The organism is Methylophaga sp. UBA2689 (assembly GCA_002354555.1).
Taxonomy (GTDB): domain Bacteria; phylum Pseudomonadota; class Gammaproteobacteria; order Nitrosococcales; family Methylophagaceae; genus Methylophaga.
The window spans coordinates 96,604-113,284 of record DELT01000101.1 but is presented as its reverse complement, the minus strand read 5'-3'; the positions used below and the strand labels follow the sequence as shown (position 1 = coordinate 113,284).

Here is a 16,681-nt window from a genome sequence, read left to right as displayed (position 1 = left end):
AAACAGCGTGGTATTGATTTGTCTTTTATCAGAGCCCGCAAGTTTCGTTATGAGGACTTTGAGCATTTTGATTATATTCTGGCAATGGATAAGGACAATCTGGATATTCTTCAGCAAGCCTGTCCTATCGAATACCAGCATAAGGTTAAGCTTTTTCTAGACTTCGCTGAAGGTCGTGATGAAACCGATGTTCCCGATCCTTACTATGGTGGCCAGAATGGCTTTAACAATGTTTTTGATTTGGTTACGGATGCTGCAGAAGGTTTTTATAGAAAGGTTTTGGGGCCTGTTGATCTTTCATAGACGCCTCTGCTGTGACTGAAAAAACAACAGCGCCTAAATAACAGTTGTGATTCCAGTAATGAGGGGTATCATTTAGCGCTTTTGATTCCCCCATTTTCAGGAAGTCGTTATGCCCGTCTCAGGCCTTTTCAAGTCTTTTACCGGTTGGTCATTATTTTTATTGGCCATGCTTTTCTCCCCATCTACCTGGGCAGTAGAAAATGTCGCATTACTTGATTTAACCGGACACTGGGTAGGCTTTGCCGCCTTAGCAATATTTTTCGTTGCTTACGCACTAGTAATCGCCGAAGAACAAATCCATATGCGTAAATCCAAACCGGTCATTGTGGCGGCCGGTCTGATTTGGGGGTTAATTGCCCTGATTTATGCACAGCAGACAGACCCGGTCTTTCATGAAACGGCTGGCATTATGATTCGGCATAACCTGCTTGAATATGCTGAGTTATTTTTATTCCTGCTGGCAGCAATGACCTACATTAACACCATGGGCGAACGCGGCATCTTTGATGCGATTCGCGCCTGGTTAGTCAACAAAGGTTTTTCATTAAGAACCATTTTCTGGCTTACGGGTTTAATGGCGTTTTTCATTTCACCTGTCGCTGATAACTTAACCACGGCATTACTTATGGCAACAGTGGTTATGGCTGTTGCAGGCGATAACCATAAATTTATTGCTGTTGCCTGTATCAATATTGTGGTTGCTGCCAATGCGGGTGGCGCCTTCAGTCCATTTGGCGACATTACTACTCTAATGGTTTGGCAAAAAGGTGTATTAGAGTTTCACGAGTTTTTTGCTTTGTTTGTACCTTCGCTAATCAATTGGTTGATTCCGGCAGTATTGTTATCTCTGGCTATTAACAATGTCTCCTCTATCGCGGTACATGAATATGCCCAGCTTAAAACCGGTGCATTGATTGTCGTCGCCCTGTTTGTGTTAACGATTGCAATGGCCGCCAGCAGCCATCATTTTCTGCATCTGCCGCCGGTACTGGGCATGATGACTGGGCTAGGCTTACTCAAGCTGCATGGTTATGCGATAAAAATGCGTGATAAACGGCTATTGAACAAACAAGAGTTTGATGGCCAGACTGCATTTAATATTCGGGATGAAATCCAACCCAAAACACCATTTAACATCTTTGACCAACTCCAACGTGCCGAATGGGACACCCTGATGTTTTTCTACGGCATTATTTTATGTGTTGGTGGATTAGGAACCATTGGTTATTTGAGCGTGGGATCTGAGTTTTTATACGGTCAGTTAGGCGCCACCACTGCCAATATTATGGTTGGCCTGATTTCCGCAGTTGTCGATAACATTCCTGTCATGTTTGCAGTGTTATCTATGATGCCAGAGATGAGTCATGGTCAGTGGTTATTAGCGACTTTAACCGCAGGTGTGGGTGGTTCATTGTTGTCCATCGGCTCTGCAGCCGGGGTAGCGGTTATGGGTCAAGCCCGCGGTATTTATACTTTTATGTCGCATCTGAAATGGATTTGGGCTATTGCGCTGGGTTATGTCGCCAGTATCTGGGTTCATCTATGGTTGAATGCTGATTTATTTGTTACGGCTGCACGCTAAATGGCTTGAAATAGCGAAAACAGCCCCGAAGTATTACAATTGCCGATTATTTTTTTGAACACACATCAGGTTGAAAATGCGTTACAACACAGATGACTTACGCATCGTTGGAATACAGGAAGTATTACCGCCAGCGCAATTGCATGAACAATTACCGATCTCGGATGCGGCATCTGAAACTGTGTTTAACGCGCGCGCAGCCAGTCAGGATATTCTGCATCACCGCGATGATCGCTTGATTGTTATTATCGGTCCCTGCTCTATTCATGATCCCAATGCGGCGCGTGACTATGCCAGCCGCTTACAGCCGTTGATTCATGAACTCGCTGATGATCTGCATATCATCATGCGCGTTTATTTTGAAAAACCACGTTCCGTTGTCGGTTGGAAGGGTCTGATAAACGATCCTTACCTTGATGGCAGCTTCCAAATCAATGATGGGCTGCATATTGCGCGAAAACTATTACTGGATTTGGCAGAAATGGGGGTACCGGCAGCAACCGAGTATCTGGATCTGATCAGTCCACAGTACATCGCGGATTTGGTTTCATGGGGCGCAATTGGCGCACGCACTACTGAAAGTCAGGCTCATCGTGAACTGGCGTCAGGTTTATCCTGCCCTGTCGGATTTAAAAATGCGACTGATGGTGGATTGCAAATCGCAGTGGATGCCTGTTTGTCAGCATCAAAACCACATCACTTTATGTCTCTGACCAAAGATGGACATTCAGCTATTTTCTCGACCACGGGAAACCCGGACTGCCATGTCATTCTCCGCGGCGGAAAAAAACCAAACTACGATCAAACCAGTATTGATGAAGCCGCTGAAGTGATTGGCCGTAGCGGCCAACCGGTTCGCATTATGATTGACTGTAGTCATGCCAATAGTGGCAAGGATCACTTGCAGCAGGAAGTTGTTGGACGCTTGCTGGCTGAACAAATTGCCTCTGGTGATAATCGTATTATCGGTTTGATGCTTGAAAGCAATCTGGTGGCAGGTAAACAGAATGTCGAAGCGGATAAAGAACTTGTTTACGGCCAAAGTATTACGGATGCCTGTATGGCTTGGGAGAACAGTGAACCACTATTACGTGAATTAGCAGCTGCTGTCAGACAGCGTCGCAAGAATTCCGCTGCTGCCTAGGGTTTGTTGATCTTTCATCTCCAGCCCTTCGGGGTGAGATACAGGGATGTATCTCACAAAAGGCGCTCCTCGTGCCTTGATTTACGCTTTTTCAGCTCACAACAGAGGCGGAGATGAAAGTTCAACAAGCCCTGATACAAAACAATGGAATTTTTTGCTGGGTTTCATAGTCAGATTGCAAACTCGTTGCAACGGTCCTAAGTCCTTCAACATCAAGCCTTAACCTCTATCGCAACGCTACATAAAAAGCGTTATTAAGCTATACTATTCGGTTCGTAATTTATATTTGAATCAGGATTAAGCGTGAATCCAAGTGAATTCCTGAGAAAATCAGTAGGTTATTAAATGGCTGACTATGCCCTAATTTTGATAAGCACCATTCTGGTGAACAACATTGTGCTGGTGAAATTCCTCGGCCTGTGTCCGTTCATGGGCGTTTCCCGTAAGTTGGAAACAGCGATGGGCATGGCGTTAGCAACCACCTTTGTGTTGACCTTATCTTCTATCAGCAGCTATCTGATTAACGAGTATCTTTTGTCTCCGCTGGGACTTGAATTCCTGCGCACCATCAGCTTTATTTTTGTCATTGCCGTAGTTGTACAGTTCACTGAAATGGTTGTGCATAAAACCAGCCCGCTGTTATATCAGGTGCTGGGTATTTTTCTGCCGTTGATTACCACTAACTGTGCCGTATTAGGCGTTGCACTGCTTAATGTTCAGGAAAAGCATGGTTTTCTTGAGTCTGCCTTGTATGGCTTTGGTGCTGCTGTCGGCTTTTCAATGGTATTAATTATTTTTGCAGCTATGCGTGAACGTTTGGCGGCGGCTGATGTGCCCGTTCCTTTTCAGGGTGCCGCAATTGGGCTGGTTACAGCCGGATTAATGTCGATGGCCTTTATGGGCTTTGCCGGACTGGTGAAGGTCTAAGTTATGCTGACAGCCATCATTGCCATCACGCTACTCGCGTTGGTCCTCGGACTTGTACTTGGATTCGCATCAATGCGTTTCAAGGTCGAGGGCGATCCAATTGTTGATCAAATCGATAAAATTCTGCCGCAGACACAATGTGGACAATGCAGTTTTGCTGGATGTCGCCCCTATGCTGAAGCGATTGCTGCCGGTGAAGTTGATATCAATCGTTGCCCCCCGGGTGGTGAAACCACTATTCAGGCGCTGGCCGATCTGCTGGATGTAGAACCCAAACCACTGGATGAAGAATGTGGTGTTGAAAAACCCAAGACACTGGCCGTCATTGATGAAGATCGCTGTATTGGTTGTACGCTTTGTATTCAGGCCTGCCCGGTAGATGCCATTCTGGGTGCAGCAAAACATATGCATACCGTTATCGCTGATGAATGCACCGGCTGTGAGTTATGTGTTGAACCTTGTCCGGTAGATTGTATTGATATGGTGGAAACCCAACCTAATCCACACACCTGGCGCTGGCCGGATCCTTCCCATGTTGATTTGCAACGGAGAACCGGATCATGAGTGCACCGTTAAGCGATTTCCCCGGTGGACTGAAACTGCCAGGACATAAAAAACGTTCTACGCAGCAACCGATTCGTAAAACACCATTGAGCAAACAATTGGTGTTGCCACTGCAACAACATATCGGTGCAGCGGCCGTGCCGATTGTTGACGTTGGTGATAAGGTATTAAAAGGCCAGCGCATTGCTCGTGCTGAAGGTCATGTATCCGTTTGTCTGCATGCTCCCTCTTCCGGTGTGATCAGTGCCATCGGTGAGCATGCTATTCCACATCCTTCCGGGCTTTCAGCACCTTGTATTACCATCGAAACTGATGGTGAAGATCGGTGGATTGAACGCCGGCAAATAGCCGACTTCCGTCAACACAGTGCCCATGAGTTACGGCAGATTATTCGCGATGCAGGCATTGTCGGGTTAGGTGGCGCAGGATTCCCCAGCTTTATAAAACTCAATCCGGGTGTTCATCACACCGTTGAAACCCTATTAATAAATGGTGCTGAGTGCGAACCCTATATCACCTGTGATGACATGCTGATGCGTGAACGTGCCGATGGCATTCTTGACGGTGTTGAGATCATGTTATTTGCATTGCGGGCTTCCCGCTGCATTCTGGCGATTGAAGATAATAAACCTGATTCGATTGCAGCAATACGCTATGCCCTGACCGGCAGACCGCATTTATCGCAAACCAAAATTGTCATTGTGCCAACACGTTATCCAACCGGTGGTGAAAAGCAGTTGATTCAGGTGGTAACTGGTAAACAGGTACCCACCAACAAATTACCGATTGATATTGGGATTGTCTGCCATAACCCGGGAACCGCCTATGCTGTGGGCCGTGCGATTCTGCATGGTGAACCACTGATTTCAAGAGTCGTGACAGTCACTGGTACAGATGTACCGCACGCCGGTAATTTTGAAACGTTATTTGGCACACCGATCAAAGATTTACTGGATTTTTGTGAAACCAAACGTCAACCGGATGAGCCATTTATTCAGGGTGGACCGATGATGGGGTACAGCCTGGCGGGTGACGATTTACCTATCACCAAAACTGCCAACTGTATTCTGGTCGGCGTAGAAGATGTCGCCCCACCCGCTCAACCGTTACCGTGTATTCGTTGTGGTGACTGTGCAGACGTCTGCCCTGCCAGTTTGTTACCACAACAGCTTTACTGGTATTCACGGGCCAAGGATTTTGAACAAACCCGTAATTACAATTTATTTGATTGTATTGAATGCGGTTGCTGTGATTATGTCTGCCCAAGCAAAATTCCGCTGGTTTCCTATTTCCGGTTTTCCAAAACCGAAATCATGAATCAACAACGTGAACAGCAAAAAGCTGATCTGGCTCGTGAACGTCATGAAAGCCGTTTGGCCAGACTGGAACGCGAAAAGCAGGAAAAAGAAGAGCGGCAGCGGCAGCGTAAAGCGGCATTGGCGGCTTCCAAAGCAGCCAAAGCCAAAGAAGAAGGATCCACCAACAACGCAGAATCAGCAGATTCGGTTACTGAGGAAAAAGCCTGATGCCCATTTTTCGGCTGAGCCCACCGTTTTTAGCTGGAGCAAACCGCGTCACCATACAAATGCTGCAAGTGCTGGTCGCACTGGTACCAGCAGTGATCGCCATGACTTATTATTTCGGTCCCGGTGTGCTGATTAATGTCACCCTTGCTGTGGTGGTTGCTCTTATCACCGAAGCGATAATGCTTAAACTTCGTAACAGACCGTTAAAGCCTTTCCTGAGTGATGGCAGTGCTGCAGTAACTGCTGTGCTACTGGCATTAGCTATCCCCCCGCTTTCGCCATGGTGGATGACTGTGATTGGTGTGACTTTCGCCATTATCTTCGCCAAGCACCTTTATGGCGGTCTGGGCTATAACCCGTTTAATCCGGCGATGGTCGGTTATGTTTTGTTATTGATTTCTTTCCCACTGGAAATGACCACCTGGCTTCCAGTGCAATCAATGGCCGAACAACCAATTGGCTGGTTAAGTGCAGTACAATTAATTTTTACCGGTCAATTTAATGGTTTGGGCATTGATGCTTATTCAGGTGCGACACCACTTGATGCAATGAAAACCCAAATTGTATTGGATCGACATCCTGAATTTATCAGTAGCCAGGAATTATTCGGCATGGCTGGTGGGCTGGGCTGGGAATGGATCAATATCTGGTTTGCGTTAGGTGGTATCTGGTTAATCTACCGTAAAGTGATTAGCTGGCATGTACCCGTCGCAATGATTCTGGCTTTGCTGATTATCAGCAGTATTACCACGTTAATTGATCCCACCGTGTCGGGTTCACCGCTGTTTCATTTAGTCAGTGGCGGCACCATGCTGGGAGCATTCTTTATTGCTACCGATCCGGTCTCGGGTTCAACAACCTTGAAAGGTCGAATTGTATTTGGGGCTGGCGTTGGCATTCTGACCTATGTAATTCGTATCTGGGGCGGCTATCCAGATGGCGTGGCATTTGCTGTTATTTTGATGAATATGCTGGTACCGCTGATCGACTACTACACTCAACCGAGGGTGTATGGTGGAGCAACACGATGAAAGCATTATGGAATTTACCGGCATTTCGAGTTGGGCTGATGCTTGCTGTATTTGCGGTTGTGGCCACAACGCTGGTTGCTTTTACCGAAGAAAGTACCCGCGAACAGATCATAGAAAACGAACGTCAGGCCTTACTCGAAGCGATCAATGTGCTGCTGCCCAAGCAAAAATATGACAATAACATCCTGAGTGACACACTAGTGTTACCTCCGACGCCACAATTAGGTACCGAAGAGCCAACCGTTGTTTACCGAGCCAGAAAAAACGATGATCCTGTGGCAGCAGTGTTAACCGCTGTGGCACCAGATGGTTACAGTGGCAGTATTAAAATTCTGATTGCCATATACACTGATGGCACTCTGGCTGGAGTGCGGGTTATCAGCCATAAGGAAACACCAGGACTTGGCGATAAAATTGATGTGCAACGTGACGACTGGATCCTGCAATTTGCCGGACTATCACTGGAATCACCGGATGAATCACGTTGGAAAGTTAAAAAAGATGGCGGTGAATTTGATCAATTTACCGGTGCGACCATTACCGCTCGTGCGGTGGTCAATGCCATCAAACGTACACTGGAATTTTTTGAAGCAAATAAGGATAAGTTGTTTATCCCGGCAGAGGAAAACACATGACAATCTACAATCAGATTATTAAAGAAGGTCTGTGGAAAAATAATCCGGCTTTAGTGCAATTACTGGGTTTATGTCCATTACTTGCGGTCACCAACACTGTCATCAATGGCCTGGGGCTGGGGCTCGCCACCATCCTGACTTTGGTTGCTTCTAACGGCATTATTTCCATGCTGCGACACCAGATTCCCGATGAAGCACGCTTACCGGTGTTTGTGTTAATCATTGCGTCGATTGTAACGGCCATTGAATTATCAATGAACGCCTGGTTCCATGAGCTTTACCTGATTCTGGGCATTTTCATCCCGTTAATTGTGACCAACTGTTCGATTATTGCCCGGGCAGAAGCCTTTGCTGCACGTAATCCTGTTACCCCTTCATTACTCGACGGTTTGATGATGGGTATCGGTTTTACCGCTGTATTGGTGTTACTGGGTGGCATGCGAGAACTGCTCGGTCAGGGCACCTTATTCAGCCAGGCGCATTTAATGTTCGGAGAAGGTGCGCGTGGACTAACCATAACGGTCATCGATAATTATCGTGGGTTTCTAATTGCGATTTTGCCACCAGGTGCCTTCATTGGTCTGGGACTTATCGTGGCATTAAAAAATGTAATTGATGCCCGTGTGGCGAATCGGACTGAGAAAGTGAAAGCTGAAGCGCTAACCCCGCAAACCACCACAGGCTAACGATGAACCAAACGCAGCGGCAACAATTCTTCAGCAGACTGCGCGATCACAACCCATCGCCCACGACCGAACTGAACTTCAAGACGCCGTTTGAATTATTGATCGCCGTTATCCTGTCCGCTCAGGCAACCGATGTCGGCGTCAATAAAGCGACCGATAAACTTTATCCGGTTGCCAACACGCCCCAGGGCATTCTGGATTTGGGTGTGGATGGTTTGAAAAGTTATATCAAAACCATCGGCCTGTTTAACAGCAAAGCGGAAAACGTTATCAAAACCTGCCAGCAGTTAATCGACAAGCATGGCGGCGAAGTGCCAGATGATCGCGAAGCACTGGAAGCCTTACCCGGCGTCGGCCGTAAAACTGCCAATGTTATTCTCAACACCGTTTTTAAGCATCCGGTCATGGCTGTTGATACACATATCTTTCGACTGTCGAACCGAACAGGTCTGGCGAAAGGCAAAAATGTCCGTGAAGTTGAAGATCGCTTGATGAAGGTGATCCCGGACGAATTCAAACTTGATGCCCATCACTGGCTGATCCTTCATGGCCGTTATGTATGTACCGCCAGAAAACCGCATTGTGATCAATGCATCGTTACCGATTTATGTGATGAATACCGGCGTGTTCAACGTCAGCGGAAAACCGCCTGATGGCTATTTTCAGTCAGGATCGTGATGCATTGCGCCAGCAATACCATGATGTCTGGAAAAAAATGCAATCTGGACAAATACTTACCGCGCTCGAACAATTGATTGCCGATGTAATTGTGTTGCATCCCGAATACCACAGCCTGCTCTCCTCACCGATTCAATCCGGCCAGGAGTATTTTGTGGAAAACGGTCAGACCAATCCCTATCTGCATATGGGTCTGCATATTGCGGTGTTTGAACAGCTCTCCACCGATCGTCCAGCCGGAATCGTGCAAGCCTATCAACGCCTAATCGCCAAGACTGCTGATGAGCATCAAGCCCAGCACATGATGATCGATTGTCTGGCAGAACAGTTGTGGCTTGCCCAGCAAAAACAACAACCGCCATCCGAAACCGTTTATCTCAATGCACTTCAACGCTTAACGGAGAAATAGCTATGCAGGCATTACAATTTCACCATGCAACCGAACCCGCCCAACGTGTTCAAAAAGCAATGCCCAAAGCCACGGGTTACGATGTTGTTGTCTCAGTAGAAGCTGTCGCCGTCAATCCAGTCGATCTGAAGGTCAAGTCATTGATTCAGGATGACACCAACGGCAAAGTCATCGGTTGGGATGCGGCTGGAATCATCACTGACGTAGGCGAACAATGTCAGAACTTTCAGGTGGGGGATAAAGTCTTTTATGCCGGTGATATTGGCCGTGATGGTTGTTATGCCTCACATCAACTGGTGGATTCGCGAATTATTGCCAAAGCGCCAAAATCATTACAGCCCCATCAAGCTGCTGGCTTACCACTAACTGCTTTGACAGCTTGGGAAGCGCTGTTTGATCGACTGAAAATTGATGCTGACAAAGATCGCAATAAAACTTTATTAATTATCGGCGCTGCAGGTGGTGTCGGATCAATGGCGATTCAGCTGGCAAAACAACTCACCAGCCTGAAGGTGATTGCCACGGCATCAAGGCCGGAAACACAACAATGGTGTGAAAAATTAGGTGCTGATGCGGTGATTAGTCATAAGGGCGTGTTGAAAGATAATTATCAGGCAGCAAATTTGCCAGCTGCAGATTATATTCTGTGTCTGAATGACAGTGATTATTACTATCCACATATGGTTGAACTGATTGCTCCTCAAGGTTTAATCGCCCTGGTGGTCAGCTTCCAGCAGCCAGTGGACTTGAACCTGCTAAAAAACAAAAGTGCCGGTATTGTATGGGAATTTATGTTTACCCGTCCCAATATGAAAACTGCAGATATTCAGCAGCAGGGCCAAATTCTGCAGCGTATTGCAGAGCTGGCTGATTTAAACCAATTGCAACCTGTTTCGCAGCAACATTTTGATCAGTTAACGCCACAAACACTTGATCAGGCTCATCATTTATTAAGCCTGGGTCAAACAATCGGAAAAATCACGCTTGGAGCGCTATCTGATACATAGCGCGGCTGAACATATGCCCGTATAATTAATGCCACTATTATGGAGTCAGAGGTAAACCATGCAATCTTCTAATACACCAAAGTACCTGATCGGCAGTTTGATTGTTGTCGGGGTACTGTTTTTAATCGCGAATCTGATTTTGTCGAATATGCTCGCTGTGGCCGACAATGTAATCGAACCTGAGCCGATGGATGCTGAAGCAATTGCAGAACGATTAAAACCGGTAGCCAGAGAAAACATTGGTGAGGAACAGATTGCAGAAGCCCCCACCGCTGAGGAAACTGAAGCAGCAGATGATGCTGCCGATGCTAGCGTCGGCAAACAAGTTGTGACTCAGGTTTGTGCAGTTTGTCATGCCAGTGGCATGATGAACTCACCAAAAGTCGGCAACGCTGCTGACTGGGCACCACGTCTGGAAAAAGGCATTGACACACTTTATGACCATGCCATTAATGGTTTCAACATGATGCCAGCACGCGGTGGTAACCCGAAACTCACCGACGATGAAGTCAAAGCTGCTGTTGATTATATGGTTTCATCTGCTGAATAACCGTTAAAACATAACTCAGTAAGAACCGACAACTTTCGGTTCTTACTGATGTGTGAGCGCTAAAGCGTAAATTTTAATCATCATAAGCAATATGCTGAAACGATTATCGTCTAGCATCGACAGGGATCACACCAGCCACCATGAGCTTACTAAGTTTTAATCTTCCCTTAGCCGCATTCCTTCCTTTTGCCGCCGCTCCAATTGCTGCATGGGCAACTCGCTACAATCGTCTGGCTTCCGCCTGGGTTGCCGGTCTGACGACCTTGTTAACGCTAGCCATTCTATTCCCCTCAATGCACGCTATTTTTGCTGGCGAAACCATTATTCAGCAATGGTCCTGGTTGCCTGATATCGGCTTTAATATTGCTTTCAGACTTGATGGTCTGGCGTTGTTATTTGCCTTGCTGATCCTGCTGATCGGCCTGCTCATTATTTTTTATGCCCGTTACTATCTATCAGCCAAAGACTCCATGGGACGTTTTTACGCTTACATGCTGATGTTTATGGGGTCGATGCTTGGCATCGTATTATCCGAAAATCTGTTGCAACTGGTCGTCTTCTGGGAGCTCACGTCAATAACATCATTCCTGCTGATCAGCTATTGGCAGCATCGTCAGGATGCTCGTCAAGGTGCCAGAATGGCCTTAGCAATAACCGGCGCAGGTGGCTTGGCCTTGCTGGGTGGCGTGTTATTACTGGGCCATATTGTTGGCAGTTATGAACTGACTCAAGTGCTGGCTTCGGGGGATTTAATCAGAGGCCATGATTTATATCTGCCGACATTGCTACTGATTTTGCTTGGGGTATTCACCAAATCAGCACAGTTTCCATTCCATTTCTGGTTGCCGCATGCAATGGCTGCCCCTACTCCGGTTTCAGCTTATTTGCATTCCGCCACTATGGTGAAAGCCGGTATCTTTTTACTGGCGCGCTTTTTCCCGGCTTTATCGGGTACCCCGGAATGGAGCTGGCTGGTCGGCACAGCCGGTATGCTGACGTTGTTAATTGGCGCTTATGTCGCTTTATTCAAACATGATCTGAAAGGCCTGCTTGCCTATTCAACCTTAAGCCATCTGGGTCTTATTACCCTGTTATTCGGCTTTGGCAGCCAAATGGCACTGGTAGCAGCGATTTTTCACATCATTAATCACGCAACCTTTAAAGGTTCGCTGTTTATGGTCGCCGGCATTATCGATCATGAATCGGGTAGCCGTGATATGCGTAAACTGAACGGTTTGTTCAAAATGATGCCACATACGGCAATGCTCGCAATGATCGCCGCAGCAGCAATGGCCGGTGTACCGTTATTGAATGGTTTTTTAAGTAAAGAGATGTTTTTTGAACAGGCCATCAGCGCGTCAGATACCACACTGGCAGCCTGGACTATTCCGGCATTAGTCACGCTGGCCGCTATTTTCTCGGTCGCTTATTCACTGCGCTTTATCCACGATGTGTTCTTTAATGGCGAACCGATTGATTTGCCCAAAACACCTCACGAACCACCCCGTTTCATGAAAATACCGGTCGATATTCTGGTGGTGTTATGTCTGATAGTCGGCGTGGCACCAATGCTACTGATTGGTCCGATTCTGTCTGTAGCGGTTGCAGCAAGTCTGCAGGCCCCGGCTCCAGAATTCAGTCTGGCGATCTGGCATGGCTTTAACCTGCCATTAATGATGAGCTTTATTGCCCTGGTGTTAGGGGTGGCGGTTTATACCGTACGGCATCGTCTGTTTGCCTGGCATGACAGATGTTTGCACGGTATTGAGGGCAAAGCCGTGTTTGACTGGCTGCAATGGAAAACTATTCGTTTTGCCAAAAAAGTAACCGATTATTTTGATCAAACCACCTTACAACCTTCTGTTAGCTGGGTGATTGGCGGTGCATTGGTGCTCAGCATCATAACGTTCTTCCAGTTTAACTCACCACTATTCGGTGACAGGACATTAATGGAAGCCGATGTGATCACCATTCTGATGGCCTTGACATTGATAGTAGCCAGCTTGTTAACAGCAGTTTTGCATCATCAGCGCCTGACTTCTCTGATCAGTATCGGGGTGGTTGGTCTGGTGGTGGCGTTAGGCTTTGTCAAATTCTCAGCCCCGGATTTGGCTCTGACCCAACTTTCTGTTGAGGTGGTGACCATTGTTCTGTTGCTTTTGGCATTATTCTTTTTGCCACAGCACACGCCTCAGGAACGTAGCTATATCCGTTTAAGCCGTGATGGGATTATTTCCATCTCTGCCGCTGTTGCGGTATTCCTGCTGACCATGGCTGTATTGAGCCGTGAATATAGTTCCATTGCCAATTTCTTTATCGAGAATGCCAAACCTGGCGGTGGTGGTACCAATGTGGTTAATGTGATTCTGGTTGATTTCCGTGGCTTTGATACCTTAGGTGAAATAGTTGTGCTGGCATTGGCCGGTCTCGGGGTCTTTGCCATGCTGGAAGGACTCAAGCTCGCAGCACCAGCAAAAGATGTCGAAGGTTTGGAATGGAGTCATGATCCACACCCACCGATTATGCAAACTTTAACCCGTTTGTTGTTCCCATTAATGCTGATGGTCGCGGTCTATATATTCCTGCGTGGGCACAACCTGCCAGGCGGTGGATTTATCGCCGGTCTGATTGCTTCAGTTGCATTGATTTCACAATATCTTGCTAATGGTATCGACTGGACGAATGATCGGTTACGGACAGATATGCATCGCATAATGTGGCTGGGTCTGTTGATCGCTAGCGGTACGGGTGTCGTCTCCATGTTACTTGGCTATCCCTTCCTGACATCGGCGTTTACCTATCTGAACTGGCCCGTAGTGGGCAAATTTGAAGTGGCCAGTGCCATTGCCTTTGACTTAGGGGTATTTCTGGTGGTGGTTGGCGCCACCGTTATGATTCTGGTTGAGCTTGGCAAGCTGAGTCATGCTGCACATTTCATCAATGTTGAGGATATCAAATAATGGAGTGGCTAATTGCCAGTGTCATTTGCGTGATGACAGGTTGCGGAGTGTATCTCACACTTAGAGCAAGAACCTTTCCGGTAGTACTGGGATTGACTCTGCTTGCCTATGCAGTAAACGTCTTTCTGTTTAGCATGGGCCGTTTGCAAATCGGCATCCCGGCAGTTATTGATCCTGCCGCTGCAGCTTACACCGATCCCCTGCCACAAGCTTTGGTATTAACGGCTATCGTAATTGCATTTGGGATGACGGCTTTCCTCATCGTACTGGCCCTAAAAGCCCGTAGCGAGCTGGGTAATGATCATGTCGATGGCTTGCATCGCTCAGATGATGAGCTGAAAGCCACTAAACATAACAGTACAAAGACAGAAACTGAACGGAGCGAATCATGAGTCCGTTTACTATTTTGCCGGTTTTATTGCCTTTGATTGGCGGCATCCTGATGCTGATGGCTCGTCCGGCAGGCATTGACACACAACGTATTTTAAGTCTGATTTTAACTACTCTGCTGGTGGGTGTGAGCCTGGTCAGCTTCCAACTGGCCAATAGCGATATTTATCAAGTCGTGCTGCTTGGCAACTGGCAAGCGCCTTTTGGCATTGTCATTGTGCTGGATCGTTTATCGGCACTGATGTTGTTGCTGACGTCCCTACTGGCATTAGGCGCATTATGGTATGCCATTCGTACTGATACCGATAAACAGGGTCAGCATTTCCATGTGTTATTTCAGTTGCAACTGTTTGGTCTGAACGGTGCATTTATGACAGGCGATGTATTTAACCTGTTTGTATTCTTTGAAGTTCTGCTGATCGCCTCTTATGGATTATTACTTCATGGCGGGGGACGTTTAAGAACCCGTGCAGGTTTGCATTATGTGGTCATTAATCTGGTGGGTTCAACCTTGTTCCTGTTCGCTGTAGGCACACTTTATGGCATTCTGGGTACTTTGAATATTGCTGATATGGCTGTCGCCGTGCGTAATGTATCAGAGGCCGATCAAGGTATAGTGGCTACCGCTGCAGTCTTGCTGCTGGTGGTCTTTGGTATCAAGGCTGCCATGTTCCCGCTTTATCTCTGGTTACCTGGTGCTTATGCCTATACCTCTGCTCCAGTCGCCGCATTATTTGCCATTATGACTAAGGTCGGGCTTTACGCCATTATCCGGGTTCACGGCACCATCTTCAGCGAAGAAGCCGGTGATTTGGCGTTTGTGCACATTGAATGGGTATTGCTACTCGGTTTAATAACATTGGCACTGGCCGCCTTAGGTGTGCTGGCCGCCCGTGCATTACGTCGTCAGGTCGCCTATTTGATTTTGGCGTCAGTCGCTACCTTAATGATTGCCATCGGTATCAATAACGAAGCCGCCCTTGCTGCTTCGTTGTATTACTTAATCCATTCCACCATGCTCGGTGCAGCGATGTTCCTGATAGCTGATGTAATTATGAAAGGCCGTGGCATTTATTCCGACTCGTTTACCAAAGCCATTCCGATTGATCGCCCGATAGTCGTCGGTTCTGTGTTTATGCTGCTAGGCATCGCCTTAACCGGTATGCCACCGTTATCCGGCTTTTTCGGTAAAGTGATGATTTTAAATTCTGCTCTCAATCATCCATGGTTTGCAGCAATTCTGAGTGTCGTTTTAATTGCCGGTTTATTGATGATTATCGCCGTAGTCCGTTCGGGTTCATTGATGTTTTACAGTGTGCAAAAGGAAGAAGGTCAAAAATCCAGTCCTTTAAATAAGTCGGCTTTTGTCGCTGTTTTTCTGCTGATGCTGGTCAGTCCATTAATGGTAATGTTTGCTAAACCATTAACCGATATCACCAGTCAGATAGCTGGTCAGTTGTACAATGGACAAGCTTATATTGATGCTGTGTTAAGTACAGTTCCTTATGGAGATAACAGCAAATGATTCTTCAGCGGCTATTTCCCCACCCTTTGCTCACCATGATTTTGTGGGGCATCTGGTTATTATTGAATAACACCATAAGTCCCGGTCATATCGTACTGGGCGCAGTGTTGGCAATTTTTATTCCGTGGCTGACCTCCAGTTATTGGCCTGAAAAGATCACTATTCGGCACCCCTGGATGTTAGTGCTGTATGTGCTTAGAGTATTGTTTGAAATTCTGGTGGCTAACGCCGTCGTAGCTAAACTGATCCTGGGGCCTCAAAAGAATTTAAAACCGGGCTTTTTGAATTATGAACTGAAATTAACCAGTCCTGTCGGCATTGGACTGTTAGCCAATACGATTTCATTAACGCCGGGGACTGTCAGTTGTGATCTTTCAAAAGATCGTCGTTTTTTACTGATTCATGCGCTACATATTGATGATGTTGAAGCGATCAAAGCTGAAATTCATCGCAAATTCGAGAAGCCATTGCTGGAGATATTTGTCACATGTTGAATCTGGCCTTATCAATCTCATTCGTTATGGTCGGTTTAGCGATTTTACTAAGCTTTATCCGACTGATTATTGGTCCAAACACACCGGACAGAATTCTGGCTTTGGATACCTTATACATCAACTCCATTGCATTGCTGATTCTGCTGGGCATTAATCTGCAAAGTGCTTTGTATTTTGAAGCGGCTTTATTAATCGCGTTAATGGGTTTTATGGGTACGCTCGCGTTAAGCAAATATCTGCTGCGCGGCGATATCATGGAATAGAGGCAAT

17 protein-coding genes and 1 pseudogene are annotated in these 16,681 nt (G+C 46.8%); all 18 read left to right on the top strand.

Going from position 1 to position 16,681, the window contains the following annotated elements; translation table 11 throughout:
* A pseudogene (locus B3M51_RS13250) lies at positions 1-303 on the top strand (low molecular weight phosphotyrosine protein phosphatase); the annotation flags it as partial.
* A gap of 109 nt (positions 304-412) precedes the next feature.
* Positions 413-1,885, top strand: a complete 1,473-nt coding sequence (gene nhaD, locus B3M51_RS13245) for a sodium:proton antiporter NhaD (protein ID WP_292479548.1) — start codon at positions 413-415, stop codon at positions 1,883-1,885.
* Between the two features lie 76 nt (positions 1,886-1,961).
* Positions 1,962-3,029, top strand: coding sequence for a 3-deoxy-7-phosphoheptulonate synthase (locus B3M51_RS13240; protein ID WP_292479549.1), 1,068 nt, complete (start codon positions 1,962-1,964; stop codon positions 3,027-3,029).
* A gap of 345 nt (positions 3,030-3,374) precedes the next feature.
* Positions 3,375-3,956: an electron transport complex subunit RsxA gene (rsxA, locus tag B3M51_RS13235; RefSeq protein ID WP_292759841.1), complete on the top strand. Its 582-nt coding sequence runs from the start codon at positions 3,375-3,377 to the stop codon at positions 3,954-3,956.
* 3 nt (positions 3,957-3,959) lie between these two features.
* Positions 3,960-4,520 carry an electron transport complex subunit RsxB gene (gene rsxB, locus B3M51_RS13230; RefSeq protein WP_292479551.1) on the top strand — a complete coding sequence of 187 codons (561 nt, stop codon included), beginning with the start codon at positions 3,960-3,962 and terminating at the stop codon, positions 4,518-4,520.
* Complete coding sequence (gene rsxC / locus B3M51_RS13225; protein WP_292759839.1) at positions 4,517-6,046, top strand: electron transport complex subunit RsxC; 1,530 nt, start codon at positions 4,517-4,519, stop codon at positions 6,044-6,046. Before rsxB ends, rsxC begins: the two co-directional genes overlap by 4 nt.
* Positions 6,046-7,077, top strand: a complete 1,032-nt coding sequence (rsxD, locus tag B3M51_RS13220; RefSeq protein WP_292759837.1) for an electron transport complex subunit RsxD — start codon at positions 6,046-6,048, stop codon at positions 7,075-7,077. The genes rsxC and rsxD overlap by 1 nt, the downstream gene beginning before the upstream one ends.
* Positions 7,074-7,712, top strand: coding sequence for an electron transport complex subunit RsxG (rsxG, locus tag B3M51_RS13215; protein WP_292479554.1), 639 nt, complete (start codon positions 7,074-7,076; stop codon positions 7,710-7,712). Before rsxD ends, rsxG begins: the two co-directional genes overlap by 4 nt.
* Positions 7,709-8,398 carry an electron transport complex subunit E gene (locus B3M51_RS13210; RefSeq protein ID WP_292479555.1) on the top strand — a complete coding sequence of 230 codons (690 nt, stop codon included), beginning with the start codon at positions 7,709-7,711 and terminating at the stop codon, positions 8,396-8,398. Before rsxG ends, B3M51_RS13210 begins: the two co-directional genes overlap by 4 nt.
* Positions 8,399-8,400: 2 nt before the next feature.
* The gene (gene nth, locus B3M51_RS13205) at positions 8,401-9,051 is read left to right on the top strand and encodes an endonuclease III (RefSeq protein WP_292479556.1); all 651 of its coding nucleotides are present in this window, start codon (positions 8,401-8,403) and stop codon (positions 9,049-9,051) included.
* Positions 9,051-9,485 (top strand): DUF1841 family protein, encoded by a 435-nt coding sequence (locus tag B3M51_RS13200; protein ID WP_292759834.1) that lies wholly within the window; start codon positions 9,051-9,053, stop codon positions 9,483-9,485. The genes nth and B3M51_RS13200 overlap by 1 nt, the downstream gene beginning before the upstream one ends.
* Positions 9,486-9,487: 2 nt before the next feature.
* Complete coding sequence (locus B3M51_RS13195; protein ID WP_292759832.1) at positions 9,488-10,492, top strand: zinc-binding alcohol dehydrogenase family protein; 1,005 nt, start codon at positions 9,488-9,490, stop codon at positions 10,490-10,492.
* 58 nt (positions 10,493-10,550) lie between these two features.
* On the top strand, positions 10,551-11,042 hold the full coding sequence (locus tag B3M51_RS13190) for a c-type cytochrome (RefSeq protein ID WP_292479559.1): 492 nt from the start codon (positions 10,551-10,553) through the stop codon (positions 11,040-11,042).
* 140 nt (positions 11,043-11,182) lie between these two features.
* Positions 11,183-14,002 (top strand): monovalent cation/H+ antiporter subunit A, encoded by a 2,820-nt coding sequence (locus B3M51_RS13185; RefSeq protein ID WP_292759830.1) that lies wholly within the window; start codon positions 11,183-11,185, stop codon positions 14,000-14,002.
* Entirely contained in the window at positions 14,002-14,394 is a 393-nt protein-coding gene (locus B3M51_RS13180) for a Na+/H+ antiporter subunit C (RefSeq protein WP_292759828.1), read from the top strand. The genes B3M51_RS13185 and B3M51_RS13180 overlap by 1 nt, the downstream gene beginning before the upstream one ends.
* Positions 14,391-15,917, top strand: a complete 1,527-nt coding sequence (locus B3M51_RS13175; RefSeq protein ID WP_292759826.1) for a monovalent cation/H+ antiporter subunit D — start codon at positions 14,391-14,393, stop codon at positions 15,915-15,917. Before B3M51_RS13180 ends, B3M51_RS13175 begins: the two co-directional genes overlap by 4 nt.
* Positions 15,914-16,411 (top strand): Na+/H+ antiporter subunit E, encoded by a 498-nt coding sequence (locus B3M51_RS13170; protein WP_292479562.1) that lies wholly within the window; start codon positions 15,914-15,916, stop codon positions 16,409-16,411. Before B3M51_RS13175 ends, B3M51_RS13170 begins: the two co-directional genes overlap by 4 nt.
* Positions 16,405-16,674 carry a K+/H+ antiporter subunit F gene (locus B3M51_RS13165; protein WP_292479563.1) on the top strand — a complete coding sequence of 90 codons (270 nt, stop codon included), beginning with the start codon at positions 16,405-16,407 and terminating at the stop codon, positions 16,672-16,674. The genes B3M51_RS13170 and B3M51_RS13165 overlap by 7 nt, the downstream gene beginning before the upstream one ends.
* Positions 16,675-16,681 lie beyond the last annotated feature (7 nt).